The 23,588-nt window shown below is 37.5% G+C and carries 14 protein-coding genes and 1 tRNA gene; 6 read left to right on the forward strand and 9 right to left on the reverse strand.

The features are described from left to right. Window positions 1-2: 2 nt before the first annotated feature. The gene (dnaE, locus tag ACFIJR_RS07535; RefSeq protein ID WP_375653905.1) at window positions 3-3,491 is read right to left on the reverse strand and encodes a DNA polymerase III subunit alpha; all 3,489 of its coding nucleotides are present in this window, start codon (window positions 3,489-3,491) and stop codon (window positions 3-5) included. Between the two features lie 392 nt (window positions 3,492-3,883). On the opposite strand from dnaE, the gene recG reads away from it, so the two are divergent. Further along, window positions 3,884-5,992, forward strand: coding sequence for an ATP-dependent DNA helicase RecG (gene recG, locus ACFIJR_RS07540; protein WP_375653906.1), 2,109 nt, complete (start codon window positions 3,884-3,886; stop codon window positions 5,990-5,992). A gap of 392 nt (window positions 5,993-6,384) precedes the next feature. On the opposite strand, the gene glmS is transcribed toward recG, so the two are convergent. The 5 genes from glmS to ACFIJR_RS07565 form a co-directional block, all read right to left on the reverse strand. Beyond that, window positions 6,385-8,208 carry a glutamine--fructose-6-phosphate transaminase (isomerizing) gene (gene glmS, locus ACFIJR_RS07545; RefSeq protein WP_375625966.1) on the reverse strand — a complete coding sequence of 608 codons (1,824 nt, stop codon included), beginning with the start codon at window positions 8,206-8,208 and terminating at the stop codon, window positions 6,385-6,387. Window positions 8,209-8,380: 172 nt separating this feature from the next. Further along, on the reverse strand, window positions 8,381-9,730 hold the full coding sequence (gene glmU, locus ACFIJR_RS07550) for a bifunctional UDP-N-acetylglucosamine diphosphorylase/glucosamine-1-phosphate N-acetyltransferase GlmU (RefSeq protein WP_375653907.1): 1,350 nt from the start codon (window positions 9,728-9,730) through the stop codon (window positions 8,381-8,383). Window positions 9,731-9,744: 14 nt separating this feature from the next. Then, a complete protein-coding gene (locus ACFIJR_RS07555) occupies window positions 9,745-10,530 on the reverse strand; it encodes a cytochrome c biogenesis CcdA family protein (protein WP_375648136.1) in 786 nt (261 codons plus the stop codon). A 46-nt stretch (window positions 10,531-10,576) separates the two neighbouring features. Continuing rightward, complete coding sequence (locus tag ACFIJR_RS07560) at window positions 10,577-11,566, reverse strand: carboxypeptidase regulatory-like domain-containing protein (RefSeq protein WP_375626070.1); 990 nt, start codon at window positions 11,564-11,566, stop codon at window positions 10,577-10,579. Window positions 11,567-11,605: 39 nt separating this feature from the next. After that, the gene (locus ACFIJR_RS07565; protein WP_015856510.1) at window positions 11,606-11,929 is read right to left on the reverse strand and encodes an iron-sulfur cluster assembly accessory protein; all 324 of its coding nucleotides are present in this window, start codon (window positions 11,927-11,929) and stop codon (window positions 11,606-11,608) included. A gap of 108 nt (window positions 11,930-12,037) precedes the next feature. Here ACFIJR_RS07565 and ACFIJR_RS07570 point away from each other — a divergent pair, with 108 nt between their 5' ends. The 3 genes from ACFIJR_RS07570 (at window position 12,038) to ACFIJR_RS07580 (ending at window position 17,717) form a co-directional block, all read left to right on the forward strand. Then, entirely contained in the window at window positions 12,038-13,240 is a 1,203-nt protein-coding gene (locus ACFIJR_RS07570) for a deoxyguanosinetriphosphate triphosphohydrolase (protein ID WP_375625971.1), read from the forward strand. A gap of 30 nt (window positions 13,241-13,270) precedes the next feature. Further along, window positions 13,271-15,028 (forward strand): arginine--tRNA ligase, encoded by a 1,758-nt coding sequence (gene argS / locus ACFIJR_RS07575; RefSeq protein WP_375626928.1) that lies wholly within the window; start codon window positions 13,271-13,273, stop codon window positions 15,026-15,028. A 151-nt stretch (window positions 15,029-15,179) separates the two neighbouring features. Then, entirely contained in the window at window positions 15,180-17,717 is a 2,538-nt protein-coding gene (locus ACFIJR_RS07580) for an SPOR domain-containing protein (protein WP_375653909.1), read from the forward strand. A 176-nt stretch (window positions 17,718-17,893) separates the two neighbouring features. Here the strand turns inward: ACFIJR_RS07580 and ACFIJR_RS07585 are convergent, their stop codons facing one another. After that, a complete protein-coding gene (locus ACFIJR_RS07585) occupies window positions 17,894-18,169 on the reverse strand; it encodes a hypothetical protein (RefSeq protein WP_375625976.1) in 276 nt (91 codons plus the stop codon). A gap of 306 nt (window positions 18,170-18,475) precedes the next feature. On the opposite strand from ACFIJR_RS07585, the gene ACFIJR_RS07590 reads away from it, so the two are divergent. Then, a complete protein-coding gene (locus tag ACFIJR_RS07590) occupies window positions 18,476-19,582 on the forward strand; it encodes a branched-chain amino acid aminotransferase (RefSeq protein WP_375625977.1) in 1,107 nt (368 codons plus the stop codon). Window positions 19,583-19,686: 104 nt separating this feature from the next. On the opposite strand, the gene glpX is transcribed toward ACFIJR_RS07590, so the two are convergent. Together glpX and ACFIJR_RS07600 are read right to left on the reverse strand one after the other, a co-directional pair. Further along, the gene (gene glpX, locus ACFIJR_RS07595; RefSeq protein ID WP_375625978.1) at window positions 19,687-20,673 is read right to left on the reverse strand and encodes a class II fructose-bisphosphatase; all 987 of its coding nucleotides are present in this window, start codon (window positions 20,671-20,673) and stop codon (window positions 19,687-19,689) included. Between the two features lie 143 nt (window positions 20,674-20,816). Then, entirely contained in the window at window positions 20,817-22,133 is a 1,317-nt protein-coding gene (locus ACFIJR_RS07600; RefSeq protein ID WP_375625979.1) for a homoserine dehydrogenase, read from the reverse strand. 1,238 nt (window positions 22,134-23,371) lie between these two features. On the opposite strand from ACFIJR_RS07600, the gene ACFIJR_RS07605 reads away from it, so the two are divergent. Continuing rightward, a tRNA-Glu gene (locus ACFIJR_RS07605) sits at window positions 23,372-23,446 on the forward strand. Window positions 23,447-23,588 lie beyond the last annotated feature (142 nt).

Below are 23,588 nucleotides of genomic sequence, written 5' to 3' on the forward strand. Positions count from 1 at the left end.
CTTTAACTCAGTTCTACATCAACAACACCCTGAATTAATTTCATCGCATTTGCGACATGTGAATTTACCTTATATCGCTTAGGAAGCGCAATTTCGACTTCTCGCAATCCATCCTCTTGAATTAAAATAAGCCCAACCTCTCCATTTCCCCCAAGATTTAAATTTTGTTCAATTTGTGGAAGCATATCAACTGTTTTTATAAAAAGACGCATCATTTTATGCTGTTGTAATGATTCATTTTCCAAAGACTGAATTGTTTCAATTCGCAAACTAACTCCTTCAGAACGATTTTCTGCGCTTACCGTAATAATAAAAGATTTTCCGGGTTCTAGCATCTCTTCATAATCCGATAGTGCCTCAGAAAAGAGAACTGCTTCATATTGTCCACTTGTATCAGAAAAATGAATAATTCCCATTTTTTTACCAGATTTTGTTTTACGCACGTTTTTTGCCACAACAGTTCCAGCAAGCCGTGCAGCCGTTGCTCCCCCTTTAACGGCATTGGCAAAATTACCCCAAGTCTGAATACGTTTTTTGTCCAGAATAGCTTGATACTCCTCCAAAGGATGCGCAGAAAAGTAAAAACCTATAGCTTGAAATTCTCGATAAAGTTTCTCAGCCGGCAACCAAGGGGTTGTTTGCGATAAAATCAATGGTTCTTTTAATCCGCCTGCCATTCCAAATATATCAACCTGCCCGCTAGAATTGTCATCGAGAATACGAAGTGCACGCGCATGAAGGGTTCCAAGATTGGCTAATAAAACCTCACGTGCAATGTTAAAACAATCAAAAGCACCAGCACAAACTAAACTTTCCATCGCACGCTTATTAACAATACGAGGATCAATACGCGCACAAAAATCTTCCAAATCCTTAAAAATCTTATTCCCACGACAAGTAACAATATGATCCACAACAGTTTCTCCCACACCTTTAATGGCAGCAAGAGAATAATAAATACAGTTATCACCAACCTCAAAAACACGATGAGATGTTTGTATAGAAGGTGCAATAACTTCAATACCCAACCTTAATGCTTCACGCCGAAAATCATTGAGCTTATCTGTATTCGTCATATCATACGTCATTGAAGCAGCTAAAAACTCAACGGGATAGTTTGCTTTCATATAAGCTGTTTGGTAAGAAACAATTGCATAAGCAGCAGCGTGCGATTTATTAAAACCATAATCGGCAAATTTTGCTAAAAGATCAAAGATAATATCAGCTTGATCTTTATCCACACCACCTGCAACAGCTCCATTAACAAAACGCGTACGCTGTTTTTGCATTTCAGCATGAATTTTTTTTCCCATAGCACGACGTAATAAATCAGCTTCTCCAAGCGAATAGCCAGCAAGCACCTGAGCAATCTGCATCACCTGTTCTTGATAGACAATAACACCTTGTGTTTCTTTGATCAGATGGTCTATTTTAGGATGAATAGAAGCAATTTCCTCTTCCCCATGTTTGCGTGCATTATAGGTTGGAATATTCTCCATTGGACCTGGACGATAAAGTGCGACCAGCGCAATAATATCTTCAATACGGTCTGGCTTCATTCCAATCAACGCCTTGCGCATACCAGAACTTTCCACCTGAAACACACCAACCGTTTCACCACGTGCCATCATAGCGTAGGTTGTTTCATCATTCAGAGGAATATTTGATAAATCTATTTTAATCCCCTTTCTGGCAACAAAATCGACTGCCATTTTCAAAACAGTAAGCGTTTTTAATCCAAGAAAATCAAATTTTACCAGCCCCGCCTGTTCAACATATTTCATGTTAAATTGTGTAACAGGCATATCAGAACGAGGATCACGATACATCGGGACAAGCTCCCAAAGCGGACGATCTCCGATAACAATCCCAGCAGCATGAGTTGAAGCATGACGATAAAGTCCCTCCAACTGAAGTGCTATATCTAATGCGCGTCCAACAACGGGATCTTTTTTCTTTTCCTCTTCAAATTTAGGTTCATCCTTAATAGCATCAGCCAATTCTACCTGACTTCCTGGCGTAGCAGGAATTAATTTTGTAAGATAATCCACCTGACGATAAGGAACTTCTAAAACACGCCCCACATCACGCAAAACCGCACGTGCCTGTAACTTACCAAAGGTAATAATTTGAGCAACTTGATCACGTCCATATTTTTTTTGAACATATTGAATAACTTCTTCGCGCCGCTCTTGACAAAAATCGATATCAAAATCTGGCATCGAAACACGATCTGGGTTGAGAAAACGTTCAAAGAGAAGAGAAAAACGCAATGGATCAACATCAGTTATCGTCAATGCATAAGCAACAAGTGAACCAGCACCAGAACCCCGTCCTGGTCCAACGGGAATATCATGAACCTTTGCCCATTTTATGAAATCTGAAACGATAAGAAAATATCCCGAAAATTGCATACGCGTAATAACTGAAATTTCATAATCAAGCCGCTGCTCATAATCTGCAATCGTATACCCTTCAGCCAATCCAATTGTTTCAAGCCGCATCTTCAAACCAGCTTTAGCCTGATTTAACAACTCACTATCTTCTACTTCTAAAGTAGCTTCTGAATTAGCAGATTGTTCTATAAAACGAGGCAATATCGGTTTTCGAAGAGGTGTGGCAATATGGCAACGCAATGCAATTTCAACACTATTTTCTAAAGCTTCTGGAAGATCCGAAAACAGTGTAACCATTTCATCTTGTGACTTCAAATAATGATCTGGCGTCACACGTTTGCGATCTGGATTAGAGACTATTTGCCCTTCTGAAACAGCCATCAGCGCATCATGCGCTTCATACCCTTCTCTCTTCAGAAAAAAGGCTTCATTTGTCGCAACAAGAGGAATTTCATGCGCATAAGCCAATTCAATAAGATCAGCCTCTACTCTCCGATCATAAGAGCCATGCCGTTGTAATTCCACATAAAGACGATCAGCAAAAGATTTTTTCAAATAAATCAAGCGCTCAACAGCATGTTCTTTTTTCTCTTCCGCCAAAGAAAGATTAATAGGTCCTCCCTTACCTCCCGTTAAAGCAATTATTCCTTCACTGTGTGCCGACAACCAATTAGCTTTAATATGAGGAGGATCAGTATCACATTTATCAAGATAAGCACGGCTGACAAGACGAACCAAATGAGCATAACCGGTTTCGCTAGCAGCCAAAAGAACAATAGAGCAAAAATTAGCAGAATTACGCCATTTAGCCAAACCTGAATGATCATTTTCATCACAAAAATCAACAGTAAGCTGACAACCAATAATAGGTTGGACCCCATGAGAAAGACAATGCTGTGAAAATTCCAAAGCACCAAATAAATTATTGGTATCGGTAATAGCAACCGCTGGTGCATGATCTGAAATCGCCTGTTGAATAATTTGAGGGATTTTTAAAGCCCCTTCGAGTAAAGAATAAGCTGAATGCACTCTCAAATGAATAAAGCGAGGAAGAGAATTTTTGTTCTCTTGCGTTTTATTTTTATTTTTTACCACTCTCACAATTTCCCACTACAAAATAAATGCCAAACAGCACCCCTTATAAAAGAAAAAAACTCCTGTTTATCATAACTTTAAAGCTATAAGTTCATCATCCTACATAGGAGCAATATCCCAATTTTATTAATATTTATAAGAGAGTTCTATCAAGAAAATGCTTCTATTCACAGCAAATAAACAGCTAAAATAAAAAGAAAAATAATACACCTCATCTAAGCACTTTAATTTTTACACCCTTTTATTGTATTTATCTTTAAATATTAATTTTTCTTCCTAAAATTCAATGTGTAAATAATATGTAAATAAAGCAACCTCCTCTTTATGACTTTATCCCCAAAAAGCTCTTCTAAAGGTCTAGAAAAAACAAAAAGAGCAGGTTAAATTTGCTCATGCCTCCAAATCTTCTTACCCCTCTTTTTAATTCTATTCGAACTCTTTCTGGTATTACACCTAAAACCTATGGTTTACTGACCAAACTCTTAAATGTTAATCCTACACAACGCGAAGCAACCCTTATTGATCTTCTTCAATTAATGCCCCATTCCGTCATAGACCGCAGAATGCGTCCCAGCATCGCTTGTGTAAAAGAAGGAGACACTGTTACGCTCGAAATTATCATCGATCAACATCAACCACCGCCCCGTGGTCATAACAAAATCCCCTATCGTGTTATTGCCCATGATCAAACAGGAAAAATAAATTTAGTCTTTTTTCACGCTCAGCCTCTTTGGCTAAAAAAACAACTCCCTGAAGGAAAAAAAGTTACTGTATCAGGAAAAGTTGAATGGTTTAATGGGCAATTTTCAATGGCGCATCCCGACTATATTGCGCCAAGCGAACAATCAAATCAGATTCCTCTCATCGAACCTGTCTATCCCTCTACTGCAGGATTAGCTGCAAAAACACTAAGACGGACTATACAAAACGCTCTTGATTTTATTCCTCTCCTCCCAGAATGGATAGATGAAAATGTGAAAAAGCAGCAAAATTTTTCTTCTTTTTCTGTTGCTTTACGCCGTATCCATGCGCCCATTAACCCCAACGATCTATCCCTAGAAAGTACAGCACGCAAACGTCTTGCCTATGATGAATTGCTCGCTTGTCAATTGGCGCTAGGACTCGTGCGTTTAAAAACCAAATCTCTTGTAGGCACTTCTCGACCAGCAACAGGAATTTATACTAAAAAATTGCTTAATGTCCTCCCCTTTCAACTCACAACCGAACAAAAAAAAGCAGTAGAAGATATCGCAAATGATCTTGCTTCACCAGAACCGATGCTAAGACTACTCCAAGGTGATGTAGGCGCAGGAAAAACTGTTGTTGCATTGATGGCAATGGCACAAATTGCTGAAAATTCAGGACAATCAGCTTTAATGGCGCCAACCGAAGTACTTGCCAGGCAACATTTTGCCACCATCGCTCCTCTTGCCGAAAAGATCGGATTACAAACAACTCTTTTAACAGGGCGAGAAAAAGGAAAATTGCGGACAAATATCTTGAATGATATTCTATCAGGTCAAGTTTCTATTATCATCGGAACCCATGCTCTCATACAAAACAGCATTACTTATAACAATCTTGCCTTAACCATTATCGATGAACAACACCGTTTTGGTGTCCATCAACGTATCGCTCTTACAGAAAAAGGCAATAAACCTGATATGCTGGTTATGACCGCCACGCCCATTCCGCGCACACTTGTCTTAACAGCTTTTGGTGATATGGATGTATCTAAAATTACAGAAAAACCAATGGGACGACAACCCATTACAACAGCAATGCTTTCTTTGAAACGTCTTCATGAGCTTATAGAGCGAATCGCAATTGCATTAGAAAAAGGAGAAAAGCTCTATTGGATTTGTCCTTTAGTGGAGGAATCGACAGCTCTTGATCTCACTTCAATTGAAAACCGCTTTGCATTTCTCCATGAACGCTTTGGTGCACACGTTGGTATGATCCACGGAAAAATGTCTACAGCAGAAAAAGAAGCCGCTATGGCATCTTTTAAATGTGGAAATACACGTATTTTAGTTGCAACTACTGTTATTGAAGTGGGAGTAGATATTCCAGATGCTTCGATCATTATCATCGAACACGCCGAACATTTTGGCCTTTCACAACTGCACCAATTGCGTGGACGTGTAGGACGAGGCGATAAAAAATCTTCCTGCATTTTGCTCTATAAAGATCCACTGACTAAAACAGCAGCAACACGCCTTAATATTATACGCAATACAGAAGATGGTTTTGAAATCGCTGAAGAAGATTGGCGTCTGCGAGGCGAAGGAGAGCTTTTAGGTACAAAACAATCCGGAGTCCCTGAATTTCATATAGCAAACCTTGCTGTTCATAGTGATCTTTTGTCAATGGCAAGAAAAGATGCTCGTTTATTTTTACAACGCGATCCTCATCTTTCTTCTCAGCAAGGACAAGCTTTACGGTTGCTGCTTTATCTTTTCGGACACGATGATGCTACACGCCTCTTGCGAGCAGGATAATAAAGACCCTCTAATAAAAATTAAAATACCTCTCTGTTCAAATACGGTTTTCTCTCTTAGAATAACCCATAAACAATCTATGCAATCCCTTACCATCTTTATGCTTCATGAAAGAGTAACAACCCAACAACAGCATCTTTTCTTTCAATCTAAATTATTCTTGCATTAAAACAGTAGAAGAAATATTGCGCATTTTTCTATCATTATATTCACATAGCTGATCTATTTTTTGACAGGTAAGAAAATATTTTTTGTTTTATCGTAAAGAATTTAGAAAGAAAAATCCCGTCTCCGGTATTCTCGTTCAACAGAGAAAAGTGGAAAAAATAAGCTATCATTATCAATCAGTTTCTTACACTTGATTATTCTTCCAAAGATTCAGAAATATACTTTTATTCAACCGTGACTGATTTTGCCAAATTACGGGGTTGATCGACATCTGTTCCTAATAAAACAGCCGTATGATAAGCGATTAACTGAACAGGGAGTGCATAAATAATAGGAGAAATAAATTCTGGAACTTCTGGCAAAGTGATCGTTGATAAAGTCTTAAGACAAGCTACTTCTGCTCCCCTTTTATCGGTTATTAAAATAATACGACCATTACGCGCTACCACTTCTTGCATATTAGAAAAAGTTTTTTCAAACCACCGATCATAAGGTGCAACAACAATAACAGGTATTGTCTCATCCACCAAAGCAATTGGTCCATGCTTCAACTCACCCGCCGCATAACCTTCAGCATGAATATAAGAAAGCTCTTTCAGTTTAAGGGCTCCCTCCAAAGCAATCGGATAAGAAGTCCCACGTCCCAGATAAAGAACACTTTTTGCATTCACTAAATCACGACAAATACATTCAATTTTGCTCTCTAATTTTAAGACCTCATTTAAAATACGTGGAACTTCTGCCAATTGTTGAACCAATTGCTGTTCCATTTGAACAGAGAGATAGCCACGTTGTTTAGCAGCACTAAGTGCTAGTGAAGCAAGCGTTGCCAATTGACAGGTAAAAGCTTTTGTTGACGCAACACCAATTTCCGGTCCGGCAAGTGTTGGGAGAATAAAATCAGCCTCCCTTGCCATTGTTGATTGCTCTACATTCACAATTGTTGCTGTTTTTACACCCCGCTCACGACAATAACGCAAAGAAGCCAATGTGTCAGCTGTCTCACCTGATTGAGAAACAAACAGCGACAACACATCAGATGTTATAGGAGGTTCACGATAACGAAACTCCGAAGCAACATCATTATCAACACTTAAAGCGGCAAATTTCTCAAACCAATAGCGCGCAACTAAGGTTGAATAATAAGCCGTTCCACAACTCGCAAAAAGGAGGCGATGAATATTTTTCCAATCAATCAAATTCTTAAAAGGTCGAACGGCATAATTTCCAAGATCAAGATAATGCGCCAAATTATGAGAAATCACTTCAGGTTGTTCAAACATTTCCTTGTGCATAAAATGGCGATGATTACCCTTAGAAATCAATAAAGCCTCTTCAAGTAATGTTGTCACAGGACGTTTTACCGGTTGATTATATACATCATAAATTGTGACGCCTTCCCGTGTGAGAACAGCCCAATCCCCGTCTTCCATATAGCTAATATAATCAACGAATGGTGCCAAAGCAATCGCATCTGACCCAACAAAAAATTCATCTTTTCCATAACCAATTGCCAGAGGTGGACCAGAACGAGCCGCAATCATAAGGTTATCTTCTCCTTCGAAAATAAGAGCAATAGCAAAAGCCCCCTGCAGCCTTTTCCAACTGGTACGCATAGCTTCTTGCGGAGAAAGACCATCTTTTAATGCACGCGTTATTAAATGTGCAATAACTTCCGTATCCGTCTCTGTTTCAAAGATATAACCATCCTCTATGAGTTCCTTTTGCAATTCTACAAAATTTTCAATAATACCATTATGAACAATCGCAAGCTTTTCAGTCACATGGGGATGCGCATTGCGTTCAACAGCAATTCCATGCGTAGCCCAACGGGTATGACCAATCCCTAAACTTCCCTCCAGAGGTGTTTTTTTTAATTTTTCTTCTAAATGAACAAGCTTCCCCTCAGAACGTACACGATAAAGATGCCCATTATGGACCGTTGCCACCCCAGATGAATCATACCCTCTATATTCAAGACGTTTTAACCCCTCAACCAAAGAAGACGTAACACACCTCTTTCCAAGAATTCCAATAATTCCACACATTAAAAAGCTCCAACCCACATCTTAAGATTTAAATCTTATAAAACAATCCAACAGCCTTTATTTAAAACTATAAATAATAAAATAATTCAAACATGGAGTACGGCAATCTTTAAGAATAAACATCCTATCGATCGTTAGAATAACACGAAACAAAGGAATAAGCTGAAAATAATCATTTTTTCTGTTTGTTTTCTAACAAGCGCTCTCGAAATTTTGTCGCATAGCCCTCTTTTATTACCTGCCGTGCACGCCCAAAAGCCATACTGTTCATAGGAATATTTTCAGTAATAACACTTCCTGAAGCAACATAAGAGCCATCCCCTATTACCAATGGGGAAACAAGTGCCGTATTAGACCCAACAAAAGCATGATCACCAATCATGGTTTTATATTTGTTAAATCCATCATAATTGCAGGTAATCGTACCGGCTCCAATATTGGTATGTGCACCAATTTCAGCATCACCAATATAACTTAAATGATTGATTTTAGAAGATTCTCCTATCTTAGCTTGTTTGACTTCACAAAAATTTCCAATCTTTACGGACTTCGCCAACTCTGTTCCAGGACGCAAACGTGCATAGGGACCAATCTGTGCATCCCTACCAACCACAGCACCTTCGAGATAACTAAATGCATGAATAACAGCACCAGATTGTACTTTCACGCTTAATCCAAAATAAACATTTGGTTCTATCACCACCCCTGGTTCAATTTCTGTATCATAAGAAAAATAGAGTGTTTCTGGTTTTAAAAGCGTAACACCCGATAACATTAAATCGCGCGCTTTACGTTTTTGCCATAAAGAATCAGCCTCAGAAAGCTCAAGACCGTTATTAATTCCTACAATATCTTCAAAAGGAACTTCAACAACACGCACATCTAATCCTTCACGTGTTGCAAGAGAAGCAATATCTGTTAAGTAATATTCTTTTTTCACATTGTTATTATTAACTTGCTCTAAAAGAGAAAGTGCATGTTTTCCACGCATAGCAAGTATTCCACCGTTACAAAAAGAAATCTTTTTTTCTTCATCGCTAGCGTCTTTTTCTTCTACAATTGCGATCAATTGACCATTTTTTTCAAGAAGACGCCCATAACCTGTTGGATTTTGGGTATGAAAACCTGCAAAAACAACATCTGCTCCATCAGCAAGCTGTACACGCATCTGGTGCAATGAATCTTGCTGGATGAGAGGCGTATCCCCAAAAACAATGAGAACATCATCCACTTCCTTTTGCAAAGCTGAACGAGCAGACAAAACAGCATGGGCTGTTCCTAAACGCTCTTTTTGTTCAAAAATCATCACATCTTTTACAAATGACTGAACAACGTGCGTAACCTCCTTAGCACCAAATCCCACAACGACTGCTAATTGTGAAGAGCCTGCCAATTCTATTTGTTTTAGAACATGGCATATAAGAGGCAATCCAGCAATTTTATGAAGTACCTTAGGCAGAGACGATTTCATGCGCGTCCCCTCACCTGCAGCAAGAACAATAGAAAGACAACTTCTAACCATAAAAACACATAAGACTAACGAGAAAATCCAAAAAAAATCATAATATCGTGCCAACGAATATCTTCAATATAGCTCAACGAAGGATAATGTTCTAAAAGCCAAAATGAAAGATCCTGCATAGAGCCTGTTAAAAACAAAATCCCTGTAAGAATAAGAAAAACACCAATAATTTTTTCAACTTTTCCTAAATGAATACGAAAAGCTCCTAAAAATCGCATAAAACTGCTCGAAAATAAAGCTGCCAACATAAAAGGAATAGCAAGACCTAATGCATAAACCGCTAATAGGATAGCTCCCTCTCCCACAGTTTCTTTTGTTCCAGCAAGCGTTATAATAGGACCTAAAATGGGGCCAATACACGGTGTCCAACCAAAGGCAAAAGCTAAACCAATAATATACGCGCCTAAAGGACCAGCAGGTGTTTTTTGGGTCTGAAAACGCGCTTCACGAAATAAAAAAGTGATCTTGAAAATCCCCAAAAAATTTAAACCAAAAATAATAATGACAATTCCAGCAGCAAGGGCAAACCAATCACGATAATAACCGATGAATTTCCCAATTGTGCTAGCACTGGCACCTAAAACAACAAAAACAGTCGTAAACCCGAGAACAAAAGCAATAACAGAAGACAATAAAGCCCACCGTATAAAGACTTTCTCATCACGATTTTCTGAGCGAAAATCATCAATACCAACACCTGCCATATAGCACAAATAAGGAGGAACTAATGGCAAAACACAGGGCGACAAAAAAGAGAGTGCCCCAGCAAAAAACACACCAACTGTTGAAATTTCAATCAAAACTCATACCCCGTCTCTCATCATAGTTTACCCCCATGAACAACGATCAATCCACATCTTCATCAATTCGTTGCATATTTTGCTCATTCGCCACCACACTTATATCTTCATCATGACCAGAAACGACTGAAAAAACTTTTTGATAGATTTTATCTTTATTTTTAGCAATTGCAATATACTCTCCCTCCGCTAACACGAGTGAAACATAAGCACCAACTGTTTCATAAACGATATCACCAGAATCATTAGCAAGAGACCAACTGGTATCTGCAAGCGCTTCCCCTCCTTCTTGTCGTACCAGCTTTAAGACAATCTGAGCGGCCTGATGTTCAAGGGTAACTTCTGTCATTTTACCAGCATCCACTTGAATATCCGAACGAGCCGTCGCATTAATAGAACCATAATGGGAAGCAACATGGTAGCGGCCAGCTTTTAAACGCACAACTGATTGGGGTTTAACATTTGATAAAATCACCCCCGTATCATCATTTTCTTTTTCATCCTCATAAATGGTAAAACGTAATTCCTTTTCATTCATTACACCATTGAGCAGTGTTGCATTTAAAATGACACCACCAGCCTCAAGATTAAAGTTTTTTACAAGACTCTGTCCATTTTTTAAACGAATATGGCGCACAGCACTCATATGACCAAATGAGACATGAACAAGATAACTTCCTGGTTCGAGATCAAAACGCGCACTTCCCCCCTTATAGGTTGCCACTAATGGTAATTTATTATCAATCCCTATAATAGGGGCATAAACCCGCCAGACAAGCCCTTTTTCAATATCCGGATAACTATTTGTTAATCGAGCATTCAAAATGAGTTGTGTTTGAGATGCTACATTTTCTTTTTCCTGCTCTTGAGACTTTACAATAAAACTCCTTGATTGTCCCTGCTGCTGATCTTTCCCTTCTCCTTCTTCAGAAAAAGCACAGTGGCTCCAGATCAATAAAGCAAGCACCACGCACAACCATACACATCGGTGCACTATTTTTATAAGAATACCCATTTTCACATTGTTGACCAACATGATATTTTTTTCAAGAAACAATATCACAAAGCCATCATTTTAAATTGAAAAACTTACACCACAACCACATGATGAAACAGCATTGGGATTATGGATTTGAAAAGACTGCCCCATAAGATCATCAACAAAATCAATCTCAGCTCCTTCCATGAAAGGAAGTGATAGTAAATCAATAAACACAACTGCCCCATCTTTTTTGAGAACGAGGTCATCTTTACACATTTCAGAAACCAAGTCATATTTATAAGAAAAACCAGAACACCCACCACCTTCAACAGAAATACGCAATGCTATTTTATCGGGTTCACGCAAAAGTATCTGTGCAATTTTTTTGGCAGCAACATCTGAAATTTTCACATTCATTTTATATATCCTTGCATTAAACCATCAAGAAAGAGTATCCCATATTCAAAGAGAAGTTTATTTGTCATAAACCACTCTCAATTCTAAGATGATAATGGGCAGCTTGCAATGGATATAGGCAATATCAACTTCAATTACCAATCTCGAGCAGTGTACAGTGCTCATCCGCAAACAAGCCGTGGTAGATTATTTCATGAAACGATGAGCGCCACACGCTCACCTTTTCAACGAGATAGAGATCGTATTATCCATTCTAATGCATTTCGACGTCTTAAACATAAAACGCAAGTGTTTATTGCTGATGAAAGCGATCATTATCGTACTCGCCTAACCCATTCCATAGAGGTCTCTCAAATTGCAAGAACATTAGCCCGTGCCCTTTGTCTTGATGAAGACCTTGCCGAAGCCATTGCCCTTGTTCACGACTTTGGACACACGCCCTTTGGCCATGCTGGAGAAGATGCGCTTAATGAAGCCATGATACATTATGGTGGCTTTGATCATAATGCACAAGCATTACGCATTGTCACAAAACTAGAACAGCGCTATGCAAATTTTGATGGACTTAACCTTACATGGGAAACCCTCGAAGGACTTGTAAAGCATAATGGTCCCCTTTTAGGTCCTCACGCGAAGAATAAGGAGGTTCCTATCGATATTTTACAATACAATGCAAAGCAAGACCTTGCACTCGATTGTTTTGCAGGACTAGAAGCGCAATGTGCTGCTATTGCAGATGATATCGCATACAATGCGCATGATATTGATGATGGTCTACGTTCGCAATTTTTAACACTCGATCAATTTGAACATGTTTCACTAACAGCAGCAATATTAAAAGATATAACAGATGAGCACCCCCATCTCGACCAAGCGCGTCGTGGTTACACACTTGTACGAAGACAAATAACAACCATGGTTGAAGATGTTATCAAACAATCACAAGAAAATTTAGCACGCATCAAACCAGCAAGCATAAACGATATTCACCAAGCAAAACAAACTATTGTCACCTTTTCACCAACAATGACTGTTTATGAAAAAGAACTAAAAAACTTTTTATTTAAAAATCTTTACTACCATGAACAAGTTCTTAGTCGTCGCAATGCAGCAAAACGCATTGTACAAAAATTATTCAATTGTTATTATGAAAAACCAAATACAATGCCTGAAAGTTGGCAGAACAAAACAGTGCACTTAAAAAATCAAGAGTTAGCACGTTTGATTGCTGACTTTCTTTCAGGCATGACAGATCACTACGCTCTACGTGAATATCACCGTTTATTTGACCATACAGATAATTTCGTCTAATGGCTTTTGGAATCATCATGGAAGCTAAATATGAATATCTTTAAAAACTTCGAAAAAAAAATTAAGAGATCAATTGAATTATCTGATATAAAAGGGAAAAATGGAGAAGATCTAGATTTATCAAAAATCACTGTTGATCCTCCGCGTGATTCCTCCCATGGTCATTTATCAACCAATGCTGCTATGGTGCTTGCAAAATCTATTGGAATCAATCCGCGTGCACTTGCAGATAAAATCATAGAACTTCTTAAAAATGATTCCTCTATCGAAAATATAGATGTTGCCGGTCCTGGTTTTATAAATATAAAGCTTACAAAATTATTTTGGCAAGATGCTATAAAATCCATGCTTGAATCAGGCACTTCTTATGGTCGTATCCCAATGGGACAAGGAAAACGCGTCAATGTTGAATATGTCTCAGCAAATCCGACAGGACCAATGCACGTAGGGCACTGCCGCGGAGCGGTTGTTGGAGATGTTCTCTCCAATTTGCTGCAATTTACGGGCTATAACATTACGAAAGAATATTATATCAATGATGCTGGTCAACAAATCGAAGTCCTCGCCCACTCTGTACTATTGCGCTATCGTGAGGCTCTTGGGCAAGAAATTAATGAAATTCCAGAAGGGCTCTATCCTGGAGAATACTTGATACCATTGGGACAATCACTTGCTCAAGAGTTTGGTGACCAACTCCTCACGATGGATAAAGATGAAGCCTTATCTCTTGTGAAAGAACGTGCAATTCATGCAATGATGACCATGATTCGCGAAGATTTGGCTGCTCTTAATATTTATCATGATATCTTTTTCTCTGAGCGAATGCTTTATGCAGATAATGCACGCGCCATTCGTAACACCATCAACGACCTCACTTTAAATGGTTATATCTACAAAGGAAAACTCCCCCCTCCCAAGGGAAAAAATACAGAAGATTGGGAACCAAGTGAACAAACTTTGTTCCGTTCAACAAATGTTGGTGATGACCAAGACCGTGTTTTAGTCAAATCTGATGGTTCTTACACTTATTTTGCTGCTGATGTTGCTTATTTTCGGGATAAATTTAATCGTCATTTTGATGAAATGATTTATATTCTAGGCGCAGACCACGCTGGCTATGTAAAGCGGCTAGAGGCAATGGCAAAAGCAATTTCTGGGGATAAAGCTAAATTAAGCGTCTTCTTATGTCAGTTGGTAAAACTTTTTCGCAACGGTCATCCTGTACGCATGTCAAAAAGAGCAGGATCTTTTGTCACTCTACGCGATGTTGTCGAAGAGGTTGGGCGTGATCCTGTGCGTTTTATGATGCTATACCGTAAGTGTGAAGCACCTCTTGATTTTGATTTTGCAAAAGTAACAGAACAATCAAAAGATAACCCCATCTTTTACGTACAATATGCAAGTGCACGTTGTCACTCAGTCTTTCGTCAAGCACAGGAAGCGCTTCATATTAAAAGCTTTTCAAATGATACATTAATCGCCCATCTTCATCGATTAACAGATGACCATGAAATATTGTTAATACGCAAACTTTCTGAATATCCACGTATCATTGAACAGGCCGTCGTTCATAAGGAACCGCATCGATTAGCGTTTTATCTTTATGACCTTGCTTCCAGCTTTCACACCCATTGGAATAAAGGGAGTGAAAATCTCAATTTACGCTTTATTCAACCTGATGATAAAGAGTTATCCTTTGCAAGATTGGGGTTGATACAAGCTGTTATCAATATTTTATCATCAGGACTTACCATCATAGGAGTCGAAGCACCAATAGAAATGCGTTGAAAAAGTTCTATAAATACATACAATAGGTACTCTATTGATAAACTTTTTCATGTATCCTTGCATGAGAGGGGGAAAATTTATAATTTTAATATAACAAATCAAAATCAACCATTGATTGCACGTAAGTGCAAATCACCATGTGAGAAAAGCTATGAGCGATAACGATCGCAAAAATCTACACGAAACAAAACACGATCATGAACACCATGATCCTTTGGAAAGACTTACGCGCATTTTTAATCCGCACAAACAAAGCGGAAACCAAAATGAGCAATCTTCTTTACAGACAGATCGATCAACATCTCACCCCGAAACATCATCCCATGATGATGATTTTTATTTGTCCTTTCTAGAAGAGGAACTTGAAAATAATTTAGCACATGACTTACCGTTTGATGATCAAAAAAAACAATGGGACTTGCATGCAACCAGCAACGCAACAGCCTCAGATATCGCACAAGCTGCTTCTTTCAACCATTCAAAACAAAATAATTTATCTGAAGAGAAATATTCTTCACCTAGCAGTCATGATGAAGAACAAATTTTAGATGAGCTTTCTCCATTACCAATCCCGAAGAACCAATCCCCTCAAGAGAAAACAACAGCAACCAGTGCTGATTCGTTTCATAAAAAAAGTAATCTTATTTCACAATCAGAATCAGAAAATTTCTTTTTTGATAAATCTGAAAGGCGCGAAAATAAGAAAGAGATTCCAGAATCTGTTGAACAAACCAATCGTTTTTCACAAACAAATTCACAACAGCCTAAAGCTACGAATATACAACAAACTCATGATGACAATCAAAACCTCTATGACACTCCTGTAAACCATCCCTATAAAATTTCAGCTGATCAAGAAAATTGGATCAAAAAAGATTATTCTGATGTCTCCTCTTCTTATCCTGATGTCTCCTCTTCTACAGAGGCAAATGAGTTTTTCTCATCTTCTAACCTTATGTCAGAAAGACAAAACACTGCAAGAAATCAAACAAAAAGTACCTTCTCCTCACCTTTGGATTCTCCACCAGTTGATAGACAATCTTATTTAAAGGGGGCTTCACAAGAAGATCATACAACCAATTATCCCCATTTTTTTGAAGAAAACCCTTCACAAAAAGAAACTTATAGCGAAAAAGTTCCAATATATAATGAGGCTCAAGCCCAATACATCAATAACACCGAAAGTACCTCTAACCCAAATAGAGAAATTTCATATAATGAAAGTAATTCAGATGAGTTTCTTTCCTCATCAGCCTCTTTGAATACAAAACAAACGGATGGCTTTTTTGCCCATAACTATACGCACAGAGATACTCCCCCTCCCAATGTTGATACTTATAAATTTTCAGAGGAAATCGTAGAAAAAACTGGCCCTATTATGGTTCCAGAAGTCCCGTATGAAGCGCCAGAATATGATGTGCCAACTAGTGGTGGTTTAGAGGAAGAATTTGCTGATGTACTTAATGTAGGAAATGTCCCAACGGATAATTTTTCTCAAAAACAACAGAAAAATGAGGTTTTTAGTGAAGTTTTTCATCAGTCTATGCAAAATTCAAAAGAAGGTGTTTATATAAACTCTAAAGAACAAAATTCCGACTATTTTTCTTCTGCCAATATGGAATATAATTTTCCCCCTTTTAGCGAGAATTCATCATACACAAGCTCAGATGAAGTTCCCACGCATCCACCAGCTCCTCCTCCCTTAAAAAGTTTTATTTTTGGTAAAACTTTCATTAAAGGTATTTTTATACTTATTTTAATAGGAATTGGATTTGCTGGTTATTCGCACTTTTTTATGTCATCACAAAAAAATGAAGAAACGATCATTATCCACGCTGATAATGCGCCTTTTAAATTCAAACCAGAAACAACTGAACCGAAAAATGATGTTGCACATAATTTAGATATCTATAAGCAAACAACTGAACAAAATGAAAAACAAGAAAACACACAACAATTTCTTATTGATAACTCTGAACAACCTGAAAATTTAAAAGAATTAAATCCTGAAGAATCTTCAAACGCTTCATCTTCTTCTTTAAATGAATCTGATGTTGAAGATGCAGTCACAGAAGCCATAAACCATACTATTCCCACGCAAGAAGTACAAACTGTTATTGTAAATCAAGATGGTACAGTTACACTAGCTCCCGTACATCAAACAAAGAGCAAAACTGCTGCTCAGTCTGAAGAAAACATTGATCAAACTCCTAATGAACTTCAAGATTCGTCCCTTGTTTCGTCGCATGATTCTGATATAAACAATCAAGAAATAGACCTTGATCTCAAAAATAATATTGATAAAATAATCGCAGAAAGTACTTCTAACTCAAATATTGAAGAAAAATTTATCCCTATTCCTTCTCATGCAGAAAGAAATACACAAGTTGAAACACCCGCCGCGTCTCGCCCCACATCATCAAACAAAGTCGCAGCACAAAATTCAGAAAGTTATTACGTACAACTTGCATCTCAACCAACGCATGAGCTAGCTAGAAATTCTTTAAAAAATATGAAATCTAAGTTTGGATTCCTTATCGGTGCCCGTTCTTTAAATATTCAATCCGCTTTTATACCAGGAAAAGGTACTTATTACCGTGTTCGGATTCAAGCGCAAGACCGTAATGAAGCCATAATCCTTTGTGAATCCATTAAAAGTTCTGGTGGAAGCTGCTTCATCACACGCTAAACCAATCATGCAACGGTTTTAACAACCGTTGCATGATTTATTTCCATACCATTTAATTACGTATCAAAAACTTCAGAAATTAAAATCGTCCAATCTTTTTTATGTCTTTGTGCTGACTTTATTCCTTAATCTACGTCGATTTTCGCCCTATCTAAAAGATTATATTTATGAAAAAGTCATTCCGTACCCTTATAAGTATAAGGTACAGGAGGGAGCGAATTTAAATCTTTTTTGGGCGTTGTTACGCTTTGACTTGTTTCTGGAGTATTATAACGCGAACTATGTTCAGGAGATTTTGCAAAAAAAGATCCTAAAAAACCAAAAACAAACCAGATAATAACGATCGCAAGAAGAATAGCAAAAATACCCTTAGCGATTGAAACACGTTGTTCACTATCTCTTCTTTCTGCTGCCATACGTTCTTCATATGTGTGATAATTTTTATCAATCATAGTAGATTCCTTTTCTCAATTCCCTTACCTTTTAATTTCTAGACAATATGCATATATGAAATTATTCAGATACTTATTTTGAGAAAACGATAATTATAGAAAAAAGTTCCAGCTTACTTCATAAAGTTGAGAAAAAGAGGCGAGAGTAGAATTAAAATATCTATCATAGCCTTTGAATTCTATAATAAACCTCTTTGTGTTCTATAATAAAACATTGACACAAAGGTTTTGTTAATAATAGAGTTGTGATCAAAATATCTCATTATTTTTATTAATAAAAATGAAACATACTCAAAAGGTTTTTTTATGAAATCTCCTATATCGTCGCTTCCCTTTAAAATAGAAAAACACCCATCTCCTCTGTCAGAAGAAAAGTGTGAAGAAATTTTAAAAAGTCCCGGTTTTGGTCAATTTTTTACAGACCACATGTGTACTATTCAATGGACTGAAGACAAAGGCTGGCATAATGCCATCATTTCTCAATACAAAGCTTTAGAAATTAACCCTGCAAGTACCGTTTTACATTACGGACAGGAAATTTTTGAGGGTTTAAAAGCATATCGAGCAAAAGATGGGCGCATCTTGCTCTTCCGTCCTGATGCCAATGCACAACGCTTTATAGAATCAGCGAGGCGTTTAGCTATGCCAGAATTGCCAAAAGATATTTTTCTGGATGCCGTTCATCAATTAGTAAAAATTGATCAAAAATGGGTTTCTGATCATCCCAACGCTAGCCTCTATATCCGTCCATTTATGTTTGGCAATGAAAACTTTTTGGGAGTCCGCCCTTCTCAAGAATATCTTTTTTGTATCATAGCCTCTCCAGTTGAATCCTATTTCAAAGGAGAAGAAAAATCTGTTAGTGTATGGATTGAAACAGATTATAGCCGCGCTGGTCCAGGGGGCACAGGCGCTGCGAAATGTGGTGGAAACTATGCAGCAAGCTTACTTGCACAAAAAACTGCAACCGAAAACAATTGTAGCCAAGTACTCTTCCTTGATATGATTGAACATAAATGGATTGAAGAACTTGGTGGTATGAATGTCTGCTTTATTATGGACAATAATACACTTGTAACCCCCACACTTAATGGAACTATCCTTCCAGGGATAACTCGTGATTCAATCTTAAGATTAGCTCAACAAATGGGTTTAAAAATAGAAGAGCGTCCTTATTCTTTTGCAGCGCTTCAAGAAGATGCAAAGAGTGGACACCTTAAAGAAGTCTTTGCTTGTGGTACAGCTGCCGTTGTCACATCAATTGGTCGTTTTAAATATAAAGGGGGAGAATTTATTATTGGAAATGAAACAGTTGGAGAAGTTACAAAGCAGCTTCGTACACAATTGGTTGGCCTTCAAAAAGGGAACATAGAAGATAAAAATGGCTGGGTTCATTCTGTCCAGCTCTCATAATAATAAGATATTCTCATATCTATAAACGCTTCCATGAAAGCAGATTCATGGAAGCGTATTTCCTAAAAAACTCCCTCTATTTTTAATGACGAAAAAAGAAAACATTAATCAAATTTTGAATGATCTCTATGCTGCGCTTTAATATTACGGACTGTACCCGTATGGGAGCGCATTACGAGAGTTTCCGTTTGAATGTAACGAGATGTAAATTTAACACCAGAAAGCATATTGCCATCTGTCACCCCTGTTGCTGCAAACAAAACATCACCCTTTGCCATTTCTTCCATTGTATAAGCTTTATTGGGATCACTAATCCCCATTTTAGCTGCACGAGCAATTTTCTCTTCTGTATCTAGCAGCAAACGACCTTGCATCTGTCCTCCAATACAGCGCAAAGCAGCAGAAGCTAAAACACCTTCAGGTGCTCCCCCAATCCCCATATAGATATCAATACCTGTTTCTTCTGGATCAGTTGTATCAATAACAGCAGCAACATCTCCATCCCCAATCAAGCGAATCGATGCCCCTGTCGCTCGTACTTCATTAATTAACTTTTCATGACGAGGCCTATCCATAATACAAACAACAATCTGATTAACAGCCACTCCTTTAGCCTTCGCAAGAGCATAGATATTATCGGTAGGACAAGCATCTATGTCTACTACTCCCTTTGGATAACCAGGACCAATAGCAATTTTTTTCATATAAACATCAGGAGCATAAAGGAGATTACCTTTTTCAGCAATTGCAACTACTGCCAAAGAATTGGCAATATTTTTAGCACAAAGTGTTGTTCCCTCTAGTGGATCAAGTGCAATATCGATCGCCAATCCACTTTGAAGACCTACTTTTTCTCCAATATAAAGCATAGGCGCTTCATCCCGCTCACCTTCACCAATCACCACTGTACCATCAATAGGCAATCGATTAAGTTCCTGCCGCATTGCATCTACAGCAGCCTGATCCGCAGCTTTTTCATCGCCACGCCCGCGCCAGCGTGCAGCAGCAACAGCAGCACGTTCAGTAACACGTACCAATTCAAGCGTCAAAATACGATCAAGTCCATTTAAAATCTTCTGAGTTGTGGGCATATGAAAAAATCCTACCGAATGAATACCAGAAAAAATATGAGTCCTTATTAAATACTAAGAATAAAGTTTTTGGCAAAGATGAAAATTTTCCACAAGAGACAAAAGGACTCAAGCTTGCCTTTTTGTCATTATCAAGAAAGTTATCAATTCTCTGCCATAGGCTCAATACGAATAAATTGAGATTTTGCAACAAGATGTCCATCTTTTTCAATTTCTGCAAGTGCCTGTCGTACATTCACCTCTGTTGTTTCATGCGTAATTAAAATAATTGTTTTTTCAATTTGATCTTCTACAAAAGATCTTTGAACAATCGACTCCAATGAGATGTGATTATCAGCCATATGCCTTGCGACCGCAGCAAAAACACCAGTACGATCATGAACATTTAAACGAATAAAATACCCCCCTGCATGATGCGAAATACGTGCTTTTTTATGAGGAGCAAGTTCTAATGCTGGACGTCTTAAAACAGGTGCATACTGAAAACCAGAACGCGCTTTTGCTATATCAGCCAAATCACCAATAACGGCTGATGCTGTTGCCATTCCTCCGGCGCCAGGACCAGAAAACAGTAATTCACCTAATAAATCACTTTGAATAGAAAGAGCATTGGTTACGCCATTTATCTGTGCAATCATTGAAGATGTTGGTACCATTGTTGGATGAACGCGTTGCTCTATTCCAGAATCCGTTTTTAATGCAACCCCTAAAAGCTTAATCCGATACCCTAATTCATCAGCTGCCCGAATATCAATTTGCGAAATATTATGAATTCCTTCAACATAAACATCATCTAACGAAACAGCCGTTCCAAATGCCAAGCTTGTCAACAAAGCTAATTTATGAGCAGTATCATTTCCCTCAATATCAAAACTTGGATCTGCTTCAGCATACCCAAGTCTCTGTGCATCTGCTAAACAATCTTTAAATGAAAGGCCTTCCGTAAACATGCGTGTTAATATATAATTACAGGTTCCATTGAGAATACCATAAATTCGGGATATGTGATTACTGACAAGTGATTCTCTCATCGCTTTGATGACAGGAATTCCACCTGCAACAGCTGCTTCAAAATGAAGAAAAACACCTTTTTTTTCTGCAATTATAGCCAGCTCTACTCCATGTCGAGCAAGAAGAGCTTTATTGGCTGTTACAACATGATGTCCTGCCTCAAGCGCTCTCTTAACAGCGGTGTACACCACATCCAATTCACCACCAATTAACTCTACAAAAACATCAATCTCATCAGAAGCAGCCAACTCCACAGGTGAATCAAACCATTTTATATCACTGAGATCAATTCCACGATTACGGCTTTTATCGCGCGCACTAACAGCAACGACTTTGATGAATCGCCCACATTGACAAGCTAAACTATTCGCTTTTTCACATAGAGCTCGAACAACTGAAGTACCAACCGTACCAAGTCCCGCAACACCAACTTTTAAAGCTTCTGCCATTATTAACCACTGATCCCTATCTTCACTGAAAAATCGTTTAAATGATGTGCCAATCAACACAAAGAGTACTTACATCCATAAGAACAAAAGAAATACCCCGCTCTATTCACTCCATGTTCTCCAATAGAATTATCCCCGCTTGTTCAATCAACATTCCTAAAAATATAATATTTATTGTCTTCAAAGATTTCAGAATCTTTATAAAATATCTAATTCAGAATGAAAATCTGTAAAACTAATAAATGCAAGTTGCCATAAAGAAAAGTTCTAAAAAATAATCAATAACAAATTAAAGAATATTGAATACTTGGTAAGAAAGAATAAAAACATCTCTTCTAAATCAACAAGTACTGGACAAAAAACATTCTTTCATATGATAAATTAAGAGAATGGATAAAACAAAGTAGAGCAGTAGATAATAACACATTCCTTCCTACCATTCCATAGCTTGAACTATAAATCTTTAATGCACCCATATATCAAAATAGAACCTTACATTAAAGTAAAAAACAAAACTTAATATGTGCACACCATAATTCTGCAATATTATAAATATGGAGAATAAATTTGCAAAACTCGAATATTTTACCTAAACTTATCGCCACCCCTTTGAAAAACTAGCGAATTGAAATGACAAAAACCTCAATCTGCCCTTCACCCAAGCTAATTCATTTTCAAATAAATAACCTTCCAAATATGTGAGGGAACAAATGAAGAGGTTTTAATTTTAAATTTCTCACAAACATGTAAAAGTAAAGATAAGAAAAATATTTTTAATATATTCTGTAAAATTGATTTAATATTCTCATTTTCATCATACATAATATATTTATATTTTTAAAATAAAAGTAATATATAGCTTAATCCTCAAAAAACTTTTGTATGATTATTATTATTTGTTAATTTGGTAATAAATATTTGCTTTATACTTCATAAATTTATACAGTTTTTTGCTTTATGATAAGCTCAAATAAGAAATCTTCTGTATAAAGGCTCTTTCAAGCAAGTTAAATAATATTCTCATGTGCAAGAAAAGATAACAAACGATAAAATATGCAAAAAATAAACACATTTAAAATAATGTTTTGATCATTTTTGCCTACTACTCAAACTGAAAAGAAACAATCCAAACAGGAATTGCTCAAAAATTATTCAATAAAACACACTTTTTTCAAAAAAAATGACACAGAGGGCTTGCGAAGTAAAAAGATCCTCTCTATAAGCCTCATCAATGGTTTGCGCCCATCGTCTAGCGGTTAGGACATCGCCCTTTCACGGCGGAAACAGGGGTTCGATTCCCCTTGGGCGTACCATGTTTCTTTTTACTGTACACAATCTATTGATTTTATATATCTTTTTTAAAGTACGGGATACGTGGATAAAAGTTAGGGAATAGGATTTTCTAACATTTCTCTATAAAGCACGCTTCGCACAATGTTTCTAATGTTTCTTTGA

This window comes from Bartonella sp. OD88NMGDW (genome assembly GCF_042193775.1).
GTDB classification, from domain to species: Bacteria; Pseudomonadota; Alphaproteobacteria; order Rhizobiales; family Rhizobiaceae; genus Bartonella; species Bartonella grahamii.

Bases quoted from the DNA above. Each gene is read 5' to 3' on its own strand.
- ACFIJR_RS07560 (WP_375626070.1), bottom strand. From the start codon at position 11,566: ATGTTGGTCAACAATGTGAAAATGGGTATTCTTATAAAAATAGTGCAC.
- ACFIJR_RS07580 (WP_375653909.1), top strand. From the start codon at position 15,180: ATGAGCGATAACGATCGCAAAAATCTACACGAAACAAAACACGATCAT.
- glmU (WP_375653907.1), bottom strand. From the start codon at position 9,730: ATGGTTAGAAGTTGTCTTTCTATTGTTCTTGCTGCAGGTGAGGGGACG.
- ACFIJR_RS07570 (WP_375625971.1), top strand. From the start codon at position 12,038: ATGGATATAGGCAATATCAACTTCAATTACCAATCTCGAGCAGTGTAC.
- ACFIJR_RS07565 (WP_015856510.1), bottom strand. From the start codon at position 11,929: ATGAATGTGAAAATTTCAGATGTTGCTGCCAAAAAAATTGCACAGATA.
- glpX (WP_375625978.1), bottom strand. From the start codon at position 20,673: ATGCCCACAACTCAGAAGATTTTAAATGGACTTGATCGTATTTTGACG.
- argS (WP_375626928.1), top strand. From the start codon at position 13,271: ATGAATATCTTTAAAAACTTCGAAAAAAAAATTAAGAGATCAATTGAA.
- recG (WP_375653906.1), top strand. From the start codon at position 3,884: ATGCCTCCAAATCTTCTTACCCCTCTTTTTAATTCTATTCGAACTCTT.
- ACFIJR_RS07590 (WP_375625977.1), top strand. From the start codon at position 18,476: ATGAAATCTCCTATATCGTCGCTTCCCTTTAAAATAGAAAAACACCCA.
- glmS (WP_375625966.1), bottom strand. From the start codon at position 8,208: ATGTGTGGAATTATTGGAATTCTTGGAAAGAGGTGTGTTACGTCTTCT.
- ACFIJR_RS07585 (WP_375625976.1), bottom strand. From the start codon at position 18,169: ATGATTGATAAAAATTATCACACATATGAAGAACGTATGGCAGCAGAA.
- ACFIJR_RS07600 (WP_375625979.1), bottom strand. From the start codon at position 22,133: ATGGCAGAAGCTTTAAAAGTTGGTGTTGCGGGACTTGGTACGGTTGGT.